Source organism: Bdellovibrio sp. BIS2 (assembly GCF_055398295.1).
The window spans coordinates 624756-640952 of the sequence record NZ_AP035879.1 but is presented as its reverse complement, the minus strand read 5'-3'; the positions used below and the strand labels follow the sequence as shown (position 1 = coordinate 640952).

Genomic DNA, 16197 nt, shown 5'->3' with positions numbered 1-16197 from the left:
CTCAATTTAAGACGAGACAATTACTCAACTGTCATTCTGCAAATACCCATTAATCTTGGGAACAAACATTCCGATATGTAGTCCATAAGGAACGCACAAGTGAATATACGGCACGTTACGGAACCATTCATTGTTCTTCTTTTGGTCTCTATTTTGGGACTGACGGGATGTATTCGTGCCAGCGTTCATAATGGAACGCTGACGGCGGATCTGGCCTCCGAAAGTGACTCCTCTTACTTCACCAATAAGAACCCGATCGAAGTCCTGATTATTTTCAATCGCGCACCCGATCAGTTTTACCCGGAAAACTTCACGCTTGAAAACGCCACAATGGGTTCCATCGTCCAGGTGGACAAAGTCACTTATCGCGTGCAACTGATCCCCACCAACCAGGGCGAAGTGCGCATGAACCTGCCAAAAGGCACAGCCGTCGGCAATCGTGGAGAAACCAACGCTGAATCCGGATTCTTTGAAGTTTACTATGACAGCATTCTGCCAACGATTGGAACCGCCACCATTTTGCCAGCGGCGGTCAGCCCCAATCCCGTTCCGTCCGTCCAGGGAACGACCGAACCCAAAGCCATCGTCACTCTATATAATTCACTTGCCTGCACCGGAGACAAACTGGCGGACTCCACCGCCGATGCGGTGACCGGTAATTTTGAATTCCCGCTGGGCAACGCTCTGACCGCCGAAGGGGCCTATGCCTGGAGCGTTCAGGCCCGCGATGCCGCTGGTAATATTCATTGTTACCCCTTCCCCCTGGCTTACACTCTGGATCAGACCGAGCCCTCGCTGCCTTCGATCTCGGTGGCACACGGCCCGGTTCAGGACAACCCTACGGCTGTGGATGTCACCTCTTGCGATGACGACAACCAAACGCCGGACTCTTTCCATCAGGTGATCTTCGTACAAGACAGCTCTGCCCCGCCGGATTTGGACAATCCGGACTGGATTACTTGTTCAGCGGGCATTAACAATGTCACCCTGACCGGCGCCGACGGCGATCACACACTGGTGATGTGGGCTCGTGATGAAGCCGGAAATATTTCTTCCAGCAACCAGATTACCATCACGCTGGATACCACAACACCAAGCCTGTCTGTGCCGACCACCGCAAGCCTTGATCGTAACAGCGCAAGCACCGTGATTCTGGCTGATGCCGTCGTGGACTCCGACGAAGAAGGTCTTGGCACTTATTCCCTGCTGGCAGCGGATGCTCCAGCCTGTGCTGATCATGGCACTGTATCGATCAACGCCAGCAATGGTGCGGTGACATTTGCTCCCGCAGCCCACTATTTCAACCGTTACAGCGGAGCCGATCATCACGGAGGCCCCTGCAATATCAAAGTGCAATTCGCCGACCGGGTTTCCCCAACCGCTCACACCGTGACTGCTGACACCGCAGTGACCGTAAACTTTGTGAATGAGCCCGTGCAGATCACGGCTTGGCCGGGAACCAATGGCACGGCTTTGGAAAAGTGCGGCAACAAATGTTTTGCCAATTCCATCTTTGATCTGAGCTTTACTGTTTCCCCAGGTGGCAACGCCACTTATCCCGACCCACAAAGCATTTCATGTTCTGCCACTACGGCCGATGGATACTATGTCGACATCGCCAGTTGTGCAGTGACTGGCACCGCGGGAACTTTGTCCGTGCAGATGGGAACGGCACACGCCTCTGCCACCGATGGCACCGTGGTGTCCTTGACTGTTAATGATGGTGTGGGCACTGATTCAGAATCCTTCAGCCTGCATGTGGATAACTATGTGATGAGCATGTATCCCGCATTAGCCGTTCGCACCCAACTGTCCTGCATTTTGTGTCACGCCAACATTCAAGCCGATATCGTGACTGATTTTGGGGTTTCACAAGCCAATTACAGCAACGCAAGCAGCATTCTGGGCGTGGCGAATCTGGCGGGTTCATACATTTATCACAACGACAATTCGGCCATTGATTTCCTGGTGACAGGTTCGATCTATATGCCGAATATCACTGTCACTGACAAAAACTTTATCAAACAAACTTCGGGCAATCCGAACTCTGGTCCCATCAATCTAAGAAGCTTCCTGCAAAACAGTTGGAACCAATATCCGCCGATCACCGACAGTCAGGGAACGATCTTGATGGATGGTGACGGTTTTATGCAGGTGGATCCGACGCCAGTGGCGAAAGCACCGCAACTGGTTGCACCGAAAGTGCAGGGTGGATTGCAACTGAAGTCCGCAATCACCATTCGTGCGCCATCAGATGCCGAAGTACTGGCGCTGGACAGTTCTTTGACGGCAGGTACGGCGGCATTCGTTTACAAAGGGCCGAATTCGAAACCGGCTTTAAGCGGTCTGCAACTGCATGATTTTGGTTACGGTCAGTTCATTCGCAACAACGGCACGATTGTTTGCCATGGCAGTATCATCATCAGCGGAACGTTGTATCTAAATAACCCCGACATTCAAACCGATGACGTCGGTTGTTCGATCTATGTAGCAGGCAACGTGTTCATCGAAACCAATCGCGGCACAGCCATTCAGTATGTCGGCGGTGCAAGCTCACCGACTTTGCAGATCACCAGTTCCCGCAACATCCATATGGGTATCGGCCTTTATGATATTCGCTTTATCCGTCGCAGTCTGAATAACTATGAAGACGCTCAGAAGATTGTGAATGCCGCAAACCCCGGCGGTCTGCGCGACGCTGCGGAAGGTGCTTTGACCATCAAGTCCAATGCCAATGCCGGAGCCTGGGAATGGATGCGCTGTCCATTGCGCCCCGAACACGCCCGCTATCTGGACACTCATTACATTTCAAACGGCAACTACACGGCTTGTGATTCATCCACCGACCCCTGGAAATGTTCGATGGCGCGCGAGATGTTCAACAACTGGACCGGCGTCGTCACCGGCTATGACCACATCACCGATGAAAAAGTCGTCAATCGTTCCGGCACACTGGTGAATCCAGTGGTGGCATACGAAACCATGTGCCGCGTGAACGGCGCATATCAAATGGGAAGCTATAGCAGTTATGCCTGGGACTGGTCCGGCTATTGGGGCGAGCAGCCCGATCGTGTCGGCGCTGCCAGTGTGAATGCCACACGCATTTCCACCGTCTTTGATCACGTTCGCATCAACGCCCAGAACGTGCACAGCCGTTACTATGGAGAATTCCGCGGCTCCGTCATCGCCCCATGGGCCCTGTTCGCTGTCGGAAACTTGGTCTTTAAGTACGACACCCGACTGAACGCCGTCGTGCCTTACCCGCGGCTGATGGTGCCCAACCCAATCTTCGATGTGCAATAGCGGCTCAGCCGAGCAGAGCTGGAGCGCCGCCAGGCGCGCAAGCTGAAGCAATAAAAAAACCGAGGGGGCTTCCCTCGGTTTTGGTGTCGAGTTGATTTTTAAAACGCGCAATTATTCAGCGGCGTAGCTGGCAACAGGAATCAAAGAAACAGAAATCTGGTAAGTTTTGCCCTGAATCACGCCATTATCAAGGAACTGCGCCAGTTCACGACGGAAGCCTTTGATTTTCTCTTTGGCTTCGTCCAAACGAGCTTCATCCACATTGATGGTGATCGTGGAATGTTCGCGCTCTTCACTAGGCATCTTCTCCAATAGACGCTCCAGCTTGCGCTTCATTTTTTTCTCACGGCTGATTTCACCAAAACGCTGAAGTTCATCCGAGTTGAGGTTCAAACGCTCCCCGAACATACGAATTGTTCTCATCGTCACGGTACGTTTGCCGTTCAGGATTTTGGACAAGAAAGACGAGTCCACTTCCAAGTGACGGGCGAACGCACGCAAAGAGTAACGGGGATAGTTTTGGCTACGACGAGCCAATTCATCTTCAAGAAATTGTCTAAAATCTGAGTTTTTATTTACATCCTGCATGAGGACACAATTATGTGCAGGGCCCCTGATAATCAATATTTTGTTCACAGTCTTACAGACATTTAATATAGCTATTCGGAGCGCGTCAAAAACTCGCCGAACATTACAGAATTTTATCGAATATCAACAACTTACGGTTTCGGCCTCTTTCATCGATCGCAATGATTTCACCATCACTTTTGTACGAAAAATTCGGCAGATTTTGTAGCCACACAAGCAGTTTTTCTTCATCACGTTGTGGACCCAGTATCAGTCGGTCCGCACTCAAAACGCCGTTTTCAGTCAAAGAACGAACAATTTCCAGAATCGTGTGCGCGCCGACACCGGCGATCACCACGCTGCCCTGAATGGCCTGCCCAAGCTGCTCTCCCGGCCGCGGGTGGAAAAATGCCTGGCTGGCTGAATCCTCGCGGAAGTATTCATTCTGAAAGCGCTGCTCCAGACGCTCGATGATGTGCGGAACCTGATCGACAAAGTGCACTTCGCTGAAAAGACCGCTTTCATAGGCGTTTAAACCCATATAGCCGTGGTCGCAGCAGAAGTCCCAGACAGGCTTTCCGGGCAGAAGATGATCGTAAATAAGCTGCATGCGGCGCGAGAGTTTGAACATAGGGCGCAAGATAGAATCCTCATTGACTGAATGTCACGGGGAAAGGATTATGCAACCGCATGAAAAAGACACCTTTAGCAGACACACATGAAAAGCTGGGCGCCCGCATGGTCGACTTTGCCGGTTGGTATATGCCCGTTCAATACATCGGTCTTCGTGAAGAGCACAACAACGTGCGCACGAACGTAGGCCTGTTCGACGTCTCCCACATGGGAGAAGTTCGCGTGAAGGGCCCCAAAGCCCTGGAAACTTTGGAGTGGTTGACCACCAATGACGTTTCCAAGCTGAACGACGGCGAAGCTCAGTACTCTCTGCTGCCGAATGATCAAGGCGGCCTGGTCGACGATATCATCGTTTACTGCCTGTCTAAGGATTCTGACTATCTGGTGTGTGTAAACGCCTCTAACAAAGACAAAGACTTTGCCTGGATGACCAAACACAACAAGGGCGCCGACATCACAGACGAATCCGACCTTTGGGGTCAGATCGCCATCCAAGGCCCGAAAGCGCTGGAGCTGTGTGACCGCGTCTTTGACATCAAAGTCAGCGAAATGAAGTCCTTCACCATCAAATCCGGCACTTTCAAGGGCCATAAAATCATGATCGCCACCACCGGCTACACTGGCGAAAAAGGCTGCGAAGTCTTTGTCGAGGCGGCGGGCACGGCGGATCTGTGGATGACTTTGCTGGAAAAAGGCAAAGACCTGGGCTGCATGGGCATCGGATTGGGCGCTCGTGACACCCTAAGAACCGAAATGAAGTATTCCCTGTATGGCCACGAAATCGATGACACGACGAATCCATACGAAGCGGGCCTTGGCTGGGTGATTAAACCGGCAAAAAAGGACTTCATGAATAAAGCCCAAATTGTGGGCAAAAAAGAAGCCGGCCTGACCAGAAATCTTGTGGGATTTAAGATGCTTGAGAAGGGCATCCCCCGTCAGGGATACAGCCTGTTTTCTTTTGACAACAAAGAAATCGGCAAGGTAACTAGTGGTACTCACTCACCGACCCTGGACGAGCCTATCGGTATTGCATTTATCGATGTGGCTTACGCGAAAGAAGGAACTGAATTCCTTCTGGATATCCGCGGCCGTAAGGTGAAAGCCGTGGTTTGCAAAACACCGTTTGTAACGAAATAAGGAGCCAGACATGGGATTTCATATTCCTGAAGATTACTACTACACAAAAGAACACGAATGGGCTCAAGTTGACGAGAACATCGTAACCGTAGGCATCACTGAGTTCGCTCAAGACCAATTGGGTGAAGTGGTTTACGTGGAACTTCCAGAAGAAGGTCAAAAAATCACTCAAGGCCAAACTTTCGGTGTTATTGAGTCCGTTAAAGCCGTGAGCGACCTTTACGCTCCTGTTTCCGGCACTGTAATCGAAGTAAACGCTTCCCTGGGCGACGATCCGTCTGTTTTGAACGACGATCCAGTAAATGAAGGCTGGTTGGTTCGTATCGAAATGGATACCGAAAAAGAGCTCGCAAACCTGATGAGAGCTCCAGATTACAAAAAATTGATCAGCGAGAAGTAATTTTCTTGCATTAGCCTAGGCAACTAGGCTATCAATGTTCTTCGAATTTAAGGTGTGCCCCGCTGGTGAAATTGGCAGACACGCTAGACTTAGGATCTAGTGCGCAAGCGTGGGGGTTCAAGTCCCTCGCGGGGCACCAAATCTTTCCCTTGGGAAAGATTCTTTCAATCTCTCTCTGAGAGATCCGCAAAAGAAGCTGACTGAATAAGTCGGCTTTTTTTATGTCCGAAATCCATTCCAAGGGAATGATTCTTTCAACTCTTCCGCTTTATCCCGCTTTTCTATTTACAGGTTCGCCCAGCAGGATTCCGTTGAAGCGGTCTTTGAGCTTTACGAGCTGAGTTTCCTTTTTGGGGTATCTGCCATAGTTTGCGCGGATTCGGTCGTACCACCGATGATAGCGATCGTGATCGTTTCGCGACATAACACACAAGTTTGCAGGTCTGTTGTCACTGCGACGGCCGTTGATGTGGTGGACGACCTCCCACGGCTTCAATCGTCGCCCCAGGATTCTTTCGGCGACCACGCGATGCTCGTACCGAGGTCTTCCATAGGTTGATTTTCTAAGAACATAACCATCTCGTGTTTGTGAAGACAGAAGCCACGATAACGGCAGAAAGATCAATTTGACCGGAAGGCTTGCAACAAACCAGACAAAGCGAATGAGACTAAGGCGTCGTCTTCGAGATCCCATGAAGAACTTATCGGCGAAACAAGCTGGACCATTAGCCAGCTCGCGAATGACTCAGAATGGGAATCAGTTTCTACAGCATCATATCCACGAAGGACTTATAAAAACCTGCGCCGCACTTGGCGGTGTCTTCGTAGAACTTCACCGCCTGTTTTGTTCGGTGGTTCATCGGCTGCTCGGTTCGCACGGCGGCGTCTTTTGCCGTATCGACCATCGCAGGCTTCGAGGACTCGGTCCTTGCGCTAGAAACCTTGGTTTCAGTGGCAGCCTTTGGAGCTTCCTTGGCAGAGGACTTTGTTTCTTGCTTTGGGGATTCCGAAGTTTTGGCATTGGCTTTCGCTGCGGCCTCGGCTTTCGCCTTTTCAGCTTTTGCCGTGGCTTCAGCCTTGGCTTTGGCTTCAGCCTCGAAATCCGGCCCCGTCCATTTTTTGGCTTCTGGCTTTGACTGCGCGGCTTCTGGCTTTGACTGCGCGGCTTCTGGTTTTGCCGAAGCCTGCGCTGTCGTCGGCTTGGCCGTTGATTTTGGTGCTGACTTCACCGTGGTGTCGTATCTTTGCCGAGCCACCGGATCCATCAGCGTGTCGCGGGACACGTTCAGCTTTTTCATCACCTCGGTCGCGGCCCGCAACTTTTGCGGGTCGTTCTGATAGCGATCCGGATGATAGGTTTTCATCAGACGGCGATAGGCCGTGCGAATTTCTTCCGTAGAGGCATTTTTACTGACATTCAAAATGTCGTAATGGCTGCTTTGCGAATTCATAATGCGGCGAACTTCATCCCCAGTTTGAGCCCGTGTCACAACCGGCAAAATCAAAGGCAGCAAAAGCATCAAAATCACATTCTTCATTTGCACACCCCGGATTTGGAGGATTCACGAATGGCATCAGCGGCCTTCTCTGGCTTTTTCTTTAACAGCGCCAGAACTTCTTTGCGTTCCGCCTGAGGCAAGTCCGAAAGATACCCCAGGAACATTCCCATTTCTTCTGAATCAACTTTCCTCTGGCTGTTTTCCAGAACCTTCAGCACGTCTTTGTCTGAGGAAATTTCCTTCAATGACGTGGCGATGGATTTCACCGATGCGGCTTCAACCTTGGCGCCTTCGTTGGCGACTTTCGCGTAAGACCCCAGCTTGGAAGCCTGCGCGGCATTCTTCATCACTTTCAAGCCCGCACCAAACGGAATGATGGAGGCAGCTGAAAAGCCCGCTTCCGCCAATTCGGAATAAGCCTGGTCCGTGGCAGAGTCGGCCTTGCCAAAAGCAGCTTGAGAAGAACCTTCTGCAAATGCCGACGCCCGCAGGTCACGAGCCTCGATGAAAGATTCATGAGCTTTGGAAGAAGCATACACCGCTTCACCACCCCCGGCGATAGTTCCGGCCAAAGCCGCCCCAGCGGCCACGGTGGTCAGAGTGCCTGCGGCTGCAGTCCCGGAAAGAACCATTGCGCCGACCCCGGCCCCGATGCCAGTCGCCAACAAAACTCCGCCGACCACAAGTCCACCCCAGAAGATGGCTTTATCCAAGGTTTCATTACGCTGGGCTTTTTGATCATAGCCCTGCAGGACTTTACAAATCATGTCCAAGGCTCCCGGATTTTCCATCAGGTACTGAGCACTGGCCGCGGGATTGGTCACCAAAAGCTTTTGCAGGGACTCATCGATATCGCCCTGGGCTGCCTCTGCCAGATAGTCTGCGTGATTCTTGAGTTCGGTTTGAACCTCGGCAAAAGCTTTTTTCACGTCGGCCTGAACTATGACGTTTTTATTCTTTCTTTCGCGGATGGCTTTTGTATACAGAAGCAGCTCTGTCCCGGCCTGAGGAGGTTTTACTTTCATCTCGCGCTCGCGGTCTGTCAGCTCAACGGCAATATCCAGGGTGTCCTGATTGGAAGCTTCTTTCCAATAGGTCTGAGTGCTGGTTAACTGCTTTTGCGCGGAACCAAGAATCTTTGCACGGGCTTCTTCCTTCAGGTTCTTTTCCATGTCTTTGCCGAACACCTGAAGCTTTTTTTCCTGTTCGACGAACTCGGCACAGATACCGCCACTCAGCGCCTGCGAATCCAGTGCCTTTGCCAAAGCTTCCGAAACACCCTTGGCGGCGGCATGGGTTAGCAGACACTGCTGCAGACGCTCTTTAAGCTGGATAACGGCCAGCAGGCTATTTCCCTGCAGCAGAATCTTTCTGCCCTCGGCGGTTTGCAACTGCTGCATTTTAGACTTGTCGGCGACAAGCTTTTGGAAGGATGAACGAAATGATGCAACGACCTTGGGGTCTTCCAGGTTCGCGGCTGTCCAGGCGATTTGTTTCGTGTACAGCAACTCCAGATTGGAATCCGCTGTCGCCAGATTCGGCGAACACAGGGCAAGCAGCAATAGCATCACAAACGCAGGGACGTGCATTCCGAACTTATCGGAAATTTCAGACCGTAAACTGACCGGACTTTTGTGAAGATTCGTGTCTCAGGTTGAGACTGGGCCTCTGAAAACAAAAAACCCACACCTGTTCAGTGTGGGTTTTTCGATCCTCAACCTGTTCAATTCAGATTAGAACTCGCAAGTCGTCGCCAGATCGTACTTTTCAAAACCATCCATCAAGCAGCGGAAGGTTTCACGGATAGTCACTTGGTTGCCATCAAGAACCAGTACTTTTTTGTAGCCGATAGCACCACCAAAATCACCACAAGCATCACCACCCGGGCGCTTGGAACTTGTGCTTACAACCGCTGTGTTGGCATCTTTAAGCTTGGTGTCTTTATCAAGACTTGCACTTGGTGTGAAGTACATGCCCGTGTCCTGCAGGTAAACTGCGATAGCCTGACTGCCATCGATGCTTTCATAATTTTGAAGCTCAAGACGGCATTTACCTGTGTTGCTTTCGTCATAAGAAGCAACGATTTTACCTTCGCGACCGTCAAGGGCCTTCAGACGTTTCAAGAAGTCATTGCCGCCAGCGGAAGCAGAAATGGAAGACAATAGAATTGCAGAAGCCAGAATTTTACCAAACGTATTTTTCATAGTGTTTCCTTTGTTATGCCACCGATATTCCAAATCCTGTGCCACCCTAAATACGCGTCCTCCCCTATTCTATTGAATCTGGCCCAGCCACCCTGAAAAAACTGCTGGCAAGTGACCTGCATATGGACATGGCGACCTCCCAGAGCCACACCAGGCAGACAGGCGGAGGAAGCCAAAGAATAACTCACCAATTCAGGTAATTTCGTTGTTTATGTCAAACATCGACTGTTGACTATTTGTGGAAACAGCCGTGGAATATTTGGACTCAACTGAGTATTAACAGCTTAAGGAGCTACAAATGTTTTCTAAGGTAATCGCAGCGGCCATCGTATTGGCTTCCGTATCTGCAAATGCAGCCGACAATGAATTCTTCTTCCAATCCAAAGCAGGTCAGTCTGATGTGACTGCACGTTTGGGTCTTGTTTCCACTGCTACAGAAGCAAAAGGTGCTTCTGAAGAGACTAAATACACTGGTTTTGTTACTGGCGTTGCTTACGAATACGGTATCAACGATCAGTTCGCTGTTGAAGGTGCCTTGGCATTCACTTCCATCGAAGATGATTCCACTCCAAAAAACAAAACAACCGGCCTTCAGGATCCAACAGTCACTTTGAAAGGTAACTCCGCAATGGGAGCTTCCACTCTTCGTTACGGTTTGGGCATTGGTTTGGCTTTGCAAAAAGCTACAACTGATGGCGACGAATCTTCTGCAGCTTCCGGTGGTTTCTCTTTCAATCCATATGTAGGTATGGACACTGAAGCAGCTGGCGGTATTATCGGTGGTCGTTTGAACTACACATACAAAATGGAGCGCACAACTGACGTTGAAGGCTTCGGCGACGTTAAAACCAAAGGTGGCAACGTAATGGGTCTGTCTGCATTCTACGAGACAAAGGTTACTGACATCACTTTCGGTGGTGCTTTGAACTACGTAAGCACAGCTGAGACTGAAAACGAAAATGGCGGCACAGCTATTGACTCTTATAACACTTTGGGTCTGTCTGCATACTCTGTAATGCCAATGGGCACCTTCGCGTTGATCCCTCGTTTGGACTACGATTTCTCTAACAGCGAAGCTGATAAATACAATGTTATCCTTGTGTCTGTAGCAGGTCGTTTCAACTTCTAATTTTTAGTTGTTGATACATTCCAAACACAAAAAAGCCGACTGCAAAGTCGGCTTTTTTATTGCCCAAATTCGGCCGTGACCTTGTCCCAGAAAATCTGATCCCTTAAGTCAGAATCTCTGAAATCGGCTGATAGAATCTGCCCTTCAAAACATGGTTCGTGGGGAATTCCCCGTAATAACCAAAGCCCTGCCCATTCGGCGTCGCAAAGGCGTATTCAGACGGAGGCACACCCATCAACTGCAACAACGTGATCAGGAAACAGTTATACGGCAACCCCGATGACGGCATCGTCACATAGCGACCCGAGCGCAAAGCCCCGCCCATATTTCCGATCAACAACTGCTGGGAATCATAGCCCTGATGTCCGTTGTCATCACCAAGATCCCCCATGCCACCAGCACACAACATCCCGGTCACCATGTTTTCCAGATATGTGCGCCCCGTAACACCCTCTTCAACATTCAAAGGCGCCAGGAAACGGTCGGCAATCATATTGGCAAAGTATTTCCACCAAACCTCAAACGCCGTTCTTTGAATAGCGCTGCCACGGCTGCCATGCATGGCATCGTGAACGTTCGTGCCCAATCCACTCAAGCCCGGAATCCACTGAGGATCCTGGGCCTCCAAAGCCATAACGCCCACTTTGGTCAGACCGCACTTAAAGGCCACAGCCAGCAGGTCCATATAGATTCGGTTGCACAGACCAGGATCTGAAACCGAGCCCGGATCCGCCGGTTTTGAGCACGTTGGCGTCGGAGCCACCTGCACCAAAGATTTCTGCAGATCAGAAATGTAACCCATGTGCTGTTCAAGACGGGCCTTGTCTTCGGCGGAAATTTTACGGCTGTTTTTAAACCCAGTGTAAGCCCCGAAAACCCGATTCAAAATATTGGATTTCAGCTCATTGGTGTTATCAGCCGGAGCTGTTGTCCCCGCTGTCAGACTGCCAAAGACTTCGTTATAAAAGTTTCGAATCGTCCAGTCTTCGTAATGAGGAAGGACCTGAACTCCGCTCCCCACCTTTTGATAAAACAACCCCGCCCCCAAAAGCCCCACTCGAATGGCCTTTCGAACATAGGCCGGGGTAGAATCGGGATAAAGTGTCTTGGATGATTCCAATACAGACTCAATCGAAGGGAATCCCCCTTCTGAATTTCGATCCTGTGCCGAGGCCACCACGAAGTTCCCGTGGGCCGAGCCCCAACGAACTGAGGCATCCAGACCACGAACAATTGTCATCTGGTCATTGTTTTTCAAAGTTTCATACAAAGGATTGTTCAGCACAGGACTGATCGTGCTGGCCGTACCCAGGTTTCGCAGCAGCACTTCACGCATTCCGCTGGAGCCGACCGCTGTCGTTGCCGCACTTTTTGCGGGCCAAAGGACATTCAGATTACCGTGGTCAAACCAGAACATCATCATTCGCTTTGGTGGCGTCGCCGCCTGCGCAAAAGCTTCCACGGGCATCAGACTTGGCAATAAAGGCAGGGCCAGAAGTGTTTTTCCGGAGCCCACCAAAAACTGACGACGGGTTTTCTTGCAATAGTACATCGACATAACGTCCCCTTAGTATTTCCAGCGTCTGAATTCAGGTGAAAGAACCAGGCTCTTAATGGCACCCTTGATAGAGCCCTGTGTGCCGTCCTTACCGTACAATGTGGTCAAGCTGCGGTTCATCTGGCAGTTCGCGTTGGCATCTGCCGGCACGCGGGCCTCAAAGCGCTTCAGATGTTTTGTAAAGCACATCATCGCGCGATCACTCACCCCCAGTTGTTCCGACATCTGGCGGGCTCCACTTCCGGAAACGGAGCTTCCGGTGATTTCTTTGGTCGTATAAGACGTATCCACCGGAAGTGAGCCAATGGCCTGATTGTTCTTATAAATGGCTTCTGAGGTGCGCGAACGGCCAAAGCTGTCAAAGCCCTCGAAAGCATATCCCAAAGTGTTGAATCGGGAATGGCACCCCACGCAGGTAGTCCCTGACGCTTCCGTGGAATGAGCCGTGCGATAGCGCGTGGTGATCATGTCTTCGGTCAGAACCGGCAACGAAGTCGGCGCACTTGGTGGCGGCAGACCGATGTCCTGACAAAGCACGTGTTCAATAATGCTCAATCCCCGCTTGATCGGAGACGCCGTGAAACCTGAACGTTTCGTCAGCATCGCCGCACGACTCAGGAATCCAGAGCGGTCTTCAGCCAGGGTGTTGGTAACAGCATTCACATTGTAAATCACACCCATGCGCCCGTCAGTGGCATTGGTATATCGGGAAGTCATGATGTCCAGGAACGAACCTGAACGATTCAAAACGATCTCTTCAAAAAAACCATCCAGTTCTGAGGTCATCACCTCTGCCAGGCCCGAGGTGTTAACACCCCCAATAAACCCAGAGTCGTACTGCAGTCGATCAAAGACGTCGTATCCATAGGATTCACGGAACAGGCGGCGGATCATGTCTTTGGCGCCGTCCGTCCCCAGCAGTCGGTCGGCCTGCTGTGCAAGAACGGTGTCATCCAGAATCTGACCATTGTCAGCCAAAGCTTTCAGCGTGCTGTCCGGGGGTGCCCCGGTCAGGAAGAACGCCATCTTGGTTGCCAGTTCGTGGGCGGACAGGCTTAGCACCGTCGTACTGCCAACAACTGCAGATCCCTTGTCATAAACCTTATAGATAAAGTCCGGCATTGTTGTCACACCCGTGAAGGTCACCTTCAACAGATCGGCCTTGGCCATAGAGGAATCCCAGAATCGGGCCGCCACTTCATTGGCCTCTGTTACCGCCAATGGACGGCGGAAGGCACGGCTTCCCAGTTCCCGCACAAACTGCTGGTGACAGCTTTGCGTGATGGTTGCTGCATTCAGGCACTGACTGGTGTTGGGATAATTTCTTAATCCCGTTGTTGCACCCACAATAAGTTCAGAAGCCCGGAAGGAGGCTTCAAACAACCCATTTGAAATCGGCGCGGTCATCAACAGCGATTGTTCTTTTAACGTGTCACGATTTTCTGTGGCAACATCCGTGGGAATCGCATCCAGTTTTGCCAGCAAGGTCGCATCAGTTTTCAAGCTGGTGGCAAAATCATCCAGCAAAGACATCAGCGCCGTTCTATACTCGCGCTTGGTTAGCCTCACCATCGGGGTGTTTTGCAGTTGTCCCGGCGTGCAGGCAAATTCCTGGCGGTTGTCTTCATTAACCACCGGTGGAGGATTGTAGGATTCGGGTGACAGGGCCTTGGCAATCAGCTCAATCTCGCCTTGGCTTAAACTGATCATTTTCATCTGCGATTCGGTTCTGATAGCGATAGAAATCTGTTCTGCCGTGCGCGCCCGCTTGGCGGTCGACTTGACTGAACCATGGCAACTGGCGCAATTTTCAGCGTACAGCTTTTGCCCCTGCTGCACTTCTTCAGTGACGACGGGGGCCCCCGTTCTTAACTGAACCGCCCCCATATCCAAGGCGCTACAGTTCTGAAAAGCCACCATCATCGGCAGCGTGACGACCAAAAAGGCTCCAAGTCTGTAAGCAGCTTTAACGTCCATAGTTAGAGTTTACCTCGTGATATCTGCTTTTCGGCAGATAACTGAGGGAATAGACCCTAAATTACGAGTTATTCATGGCATTTACACTTTCTTCGTCTTTTGTCCGGAGCAAAGTGAATAAGCACTAGGCATTACCAATTTTACGTGGGAAAAATGCCGTCTGTTTCAGTCTCATTCCGCAGCAGTTCCTGCACAAAAAAAACAGTCCTATCGCCTGATCGGGCAAGGCCTTCCAACGCTTTATTATACTTTCAAAGCATATATTCTTTCTTTCTATGCAATTTACTTCATTCACTGTCAGGCCTAAAACAGGCGCATCACACGAACTGGAGTCCCCATGAAAATCCTATTGGCACTGATGCTTTCTGTTTTCTCTGTAAATGCCCTTGCTTCTTCCAAAGCGGAACAAGCCTTTCTTAAAAAACTCTATGCTGTGATCGAATCCGGCACAGAGACTTTGGAAGAAATCGATTTCGGCAATCTGAGTTCTCAGGAACAAGCAGCCCTTATGAAAGCGGCTGAAAATGAATCCAACATCTGGTACGACACCATCCTTGAAGGTGACTATCAACTGAAAGGCGACGCCAGCGTGGGTTATGGTTACCTGGCCAAGGTTTACTCTGCAAAAGGCGAATTCATCGCCTACAAGGGCATCATCCAGCATGACGCTTACGATACTGGCAGTTGTGACGTTCCCTACGAAGAAGAAGAAAAGGTGATTGAGGAATACCTGAAAGAAAACTGCATCGCCGGCGACATCTTCAGTGGCATCTATGTCAGCCCGGATTTCAAATTCCATCTGCGTGATGAAAATGAGATCGAGAACTTCCAGGAATGGTAAAGATGTGCTCTGAAAGCCACCTCCGGGTGGCTTTCTTTATTCCTGGAAAAGACCGGAACACTTCCCGGCATCTTAACGGGATCCAAACACTCAAAAGATCCCTTTTAGGTTACAAGGTCCGTGCAAACACACTTTAACCAAAGAGGATTTTCATGAAACACCTGATCGCCCTTTCTACTCTTTTGATCGCTGGCCCGGCATTCGCTGACTCTGTTAAATGCGAAGGCACTTTGAACTCTGGCACTTACGCTGAATTTGAAATGCCGGCGGCAGGCACGGCAACTTTGGCTTTTGATTATCGCGAATTCGTGATCGACATGAATTGCCAGGGTTATGCTGCTGACATTCCGGTTTATGAGTGTGTGGAAATCATCCCTGGCGGCAACAAGTTTGTTGTTCAGTTCGCTTTGGGCGCGGGTCAAGCTTACGTGTCCCAGGAAAGCAACACTCCGGGCTTCAACACGGAAAAAGGCACTTTGACCTGCAAATAGGTCTTGGAATCAGATCCAGTAAAAAGGCCGCGAATCCCGCGGCCTTTTTTTGCTTTTACGGCAACGTTGGGTAAGTGCAGATCAAAGAATCAGCCTGCCCCACGCTCAAAACATCATTGGCCTGTTTTGCGATGATGCGGGTTACGTGATCGAACTCAATATCAAAGACATGACCTTCAAAACGGGTCGTTCCTTCGATCAGCCCGCCGCGGTCCTGCGCCTTCACCTGCCCGGCCACCATCACCACCACATCCACATCAGACGTGATTTCATCGGCCACCCCCATCACGGTCAACGCAGAGTCCACGGTCGGAAGACTTTCACAGTGAAACACCACCTGACCGTCAGAAGCCTGAGCCACAGAAGCCGCCAATACCATCGCGCCTGCCAAAATCATTGTTTTCATTATAAATCCTTTCGTTAGTTGGTTGATTCCTGCCCTCGCTTTTAAAAAG

Annotated in this window: 15 protein-coding genes and 1 tRNA gene; 7 read left to right on the top strand and 9 right to left on the bottom strand. The window is 50.7% G+C overall.

Translation table 11 applies throughout. The features are described from left to right. Nucleotides 1-99: 99 nt before the first annotated feature. Nucleotides 100-3303 (top strand): Ig-like domain-containing protein, encoded by a 3204-nt coding sequence (locus tag ACZ520_RS03160; protein WP_464127519.1) that lies wholly within the window; start codon nucleotides 100-102, stop codon nucleotides 3301-3303. Between the two features lie 111 nt (nucleotides 3304-3414). Here ACZ520_RS03160 and ACZ520_RS03155 read toward each other — a convergent pair whose 3' ends face one another. Both ACZ520_RS03155 and ACZ520_RS03150 read right to left on the bottom strand, forming a co-directional pair. After that, nucleotides 3415-3840, bottom strand: a complete 426-nt coding sequence (locus ACZ520_RS03155; RefSeq protein ID WP_232468747.1) for a DUF4423 domain-containing protein — start codon at nucleotides 3838-3840, stop codon at nucleotides 3415-3417. 154 nt (nucleotides 3841-3994) lie between these two features. After that, the gene (locus ACZ520_RS03150) at nucleotides 3995-4501 is read right to left on the bottom strand and encodes an SAM-dependent methyltransferase (protein WP_464127517.1); all 507 of its coding nucleotides are present in this window, start codon (nucleotides 4499-4501) and stop codon (nucleotides 3995-3997) included. 59 nt (nucleotides 4502-4560) lie between these two features. Here ACZ520_RS03150 and gcvT point away from each other — a divergent pair, with 59 nt between their 5' ends. The 3 genes from gcvT to ACZ520_RS03135 all read left to right on the top strand — a co-directional run bounded on the left by gcvT (nucleotide 4561) and on the right by ACZ520_RS03135 (nucleotide 6182). After that, on the top strand, nucleotides 4561-5643 hold the full coding sequence (gcvT, locus tag ACZ520_RS03145) for a glycine cleavage system aminomethyltransferase GcvT (RefSeq protein ID WP_088566218.1): 1083 nt from the start codon (nucleotides 4561-4563) through the stop codon (nucleotides 5641-5643). A gap of 10 nt (nucleotides 5644-5653) precedes the next feature. Continuing rightward, nucleotides 5654-6043, top strand: coding sequence for a glycine cleavage system protein GcvH (gene gcvH, locus ACZ520_RS03140; RefSeq protein ID WP_011163245.1), 390 nt, complete (start codon nucleotides 5654-5656; stop codon nucleotides 6041-6043). Between the two features lie 56 nt (nucleotides 6044-6099). Continuing rightward, nucleotides 6100-6182, top strand: a tRNA-Leu gene (locus ACZ520_RS03135). Nucleotides 6183-6311: 129 nt separating this feature from the next. Here ACZ520_RS03135 and ACZ520_RS03130 read toward each other — a convergent pair. The 4 genes from ACZ520_RS03130 to ACZ520_RS03115 all read right to left on the bottom strand — a co-directional run bounded on the left by ACZ520_RS03130 (nucleotide 6312) and on the right by ACZ520_RS03115 (nucleotide 9746). Further along, nucleotides 6312-6539 (bottom strand): HNH endonuclease, encoded by a 228-nt coding sequence (locus tag ACZ520_RS03130; RefSeq protein ID WP_232468751.1) that lies wholly within the window; start codon nucleotides 6537-6539, stop codon nucleotides 6312-6314. A gap of 268 nt (nucleotides 6540-6807) precedes the next feature. Beyond that, on the bottom strand, nucleotides 6808-7581 hold the full coding sequence (locus ACZ520_RS03125) for a J domain-containing protein (RefSeq protein ID WP_464127514.1): 774 nt from the start codon (nucleotides 7579-7581) through the stop codon (nucleotides 6808-6810). Further along, entirely contained in the window at nucleotides 7578-9131 is a 1554-nt protein-coding gene (locus ACZ520_RS03120) for a tolA protein (RefSeq protein WP_464127512.1), read from the bottom strand. The genes ACZ520_RS03125 and ACZ520_RS03120 overlap by 4 nt, the downstream gene beginning before the upstream one ends. A gap of 144 nt (nucleotides 9132-9275) precedes the next feature. Further along, nucleotides 9276-9746 (bottom strand): hypothetical protein, encoded by a 471-nt coding sequence (locus ACZ520_RS03115; protein WP_374032043.1) that lies wholly within the window; start codon nucleotides 9744-9746, stop codon nucleotides 9276-9278. A 298-nt stretch (nucleotides 9747-10044) separates the two neighbouring features. Here ACZ520_RS03115 and ACZ520_RS03110 point away from each other — a divergent pair, with 298 nt between their 5' ends. Continuing rightward, nucleotides 10045-10875, top strand: a complete 831-nt coding sequence (locus ACZ520_RS03110; protein WP_464127510.1) for an outer membrane beta-barrel protein — start codon at nucleotides 10045-10047, stop codon at nucleotides 10873-10875. Between the two features lie 103 nt (nucleotides 10876-10978). On the opposite strand, the gene ACZ520_RS03105 is transcribed toward ACZ520_RS03110, so the two are convergent. Further along, the gene (locus ACZ520_RS03105) at nucleotides 10979-12433 is read right to left on the bottom strand and encodes a DUF1552 domain-containing protein (RefSeq protein ID WP_464127508.1); all 1455 of its coding nucleotides are present in this window, start codon (nucleotides 12431-12433) and stop codon (nucleotides 10979-10981) included. A gap of 9 nt (nucleotides 12434-12442) precedes the next feature. Further along, on the bottom strand, nucleotides 12443-14410 hold the full coding sequence (locus tag ACZ520_RS03100) for a DUF1588 domain-containing protein (protein ID WP_088566224.1): 1968 nt from the start codon (nucleotides 14408-14410) through the stop codon (nucleotides 12443-12445). Nucleotides 14411-14747: 337 nt separating this feature from the next. Between ACZ520_RS03100 and ACZ520_RS03095 the strand changes: the two genes are divergently transcribed. Together ACZ520_RS03095 and ACZ520_RS03090 are read left to right on the top strand one after the other, a co-directional pair. Next, nucleotides 14748-15251, top strand: a complete 504-nt coding sequence (locus tag ACZ520_RS03095; protein ID WP_464127505.1) for a hypothetical protein — start codon at nucleotides 14748-14750, stop codon at nucleotides 15249-15251. 152 nt (nucleotides 15252-15403) lie between these two features. Next, complete coding sequence (locus ACZ520_RS03090; protein ID WP_464127503.1) at nucleotides 15404-15742, top strand: hypothetical protein; 339 nt, start codon at nucleotides 15404-15406, stop codon at nucleotides 15740-15742. Nucleotides 15743-15797: 55 nt separating this feature from the next. Here the strand turns inward: ACZ520_RS03090 and ACZ520_RS03085 are convergent, their stop codons facing one another. Next, nucleotides 15798-16148, bottom strand: a complete 351-nt coding sequence (locus ACZ520_RS03085; protein WP_088566226.1) for a hypothetical protein — start codon at nucleotides 16146-16148, stop codon at nucleotides 15798-15800. Between the last annotated feature and the right edge of the window lie 49 nt (nucleotides 16149-16197).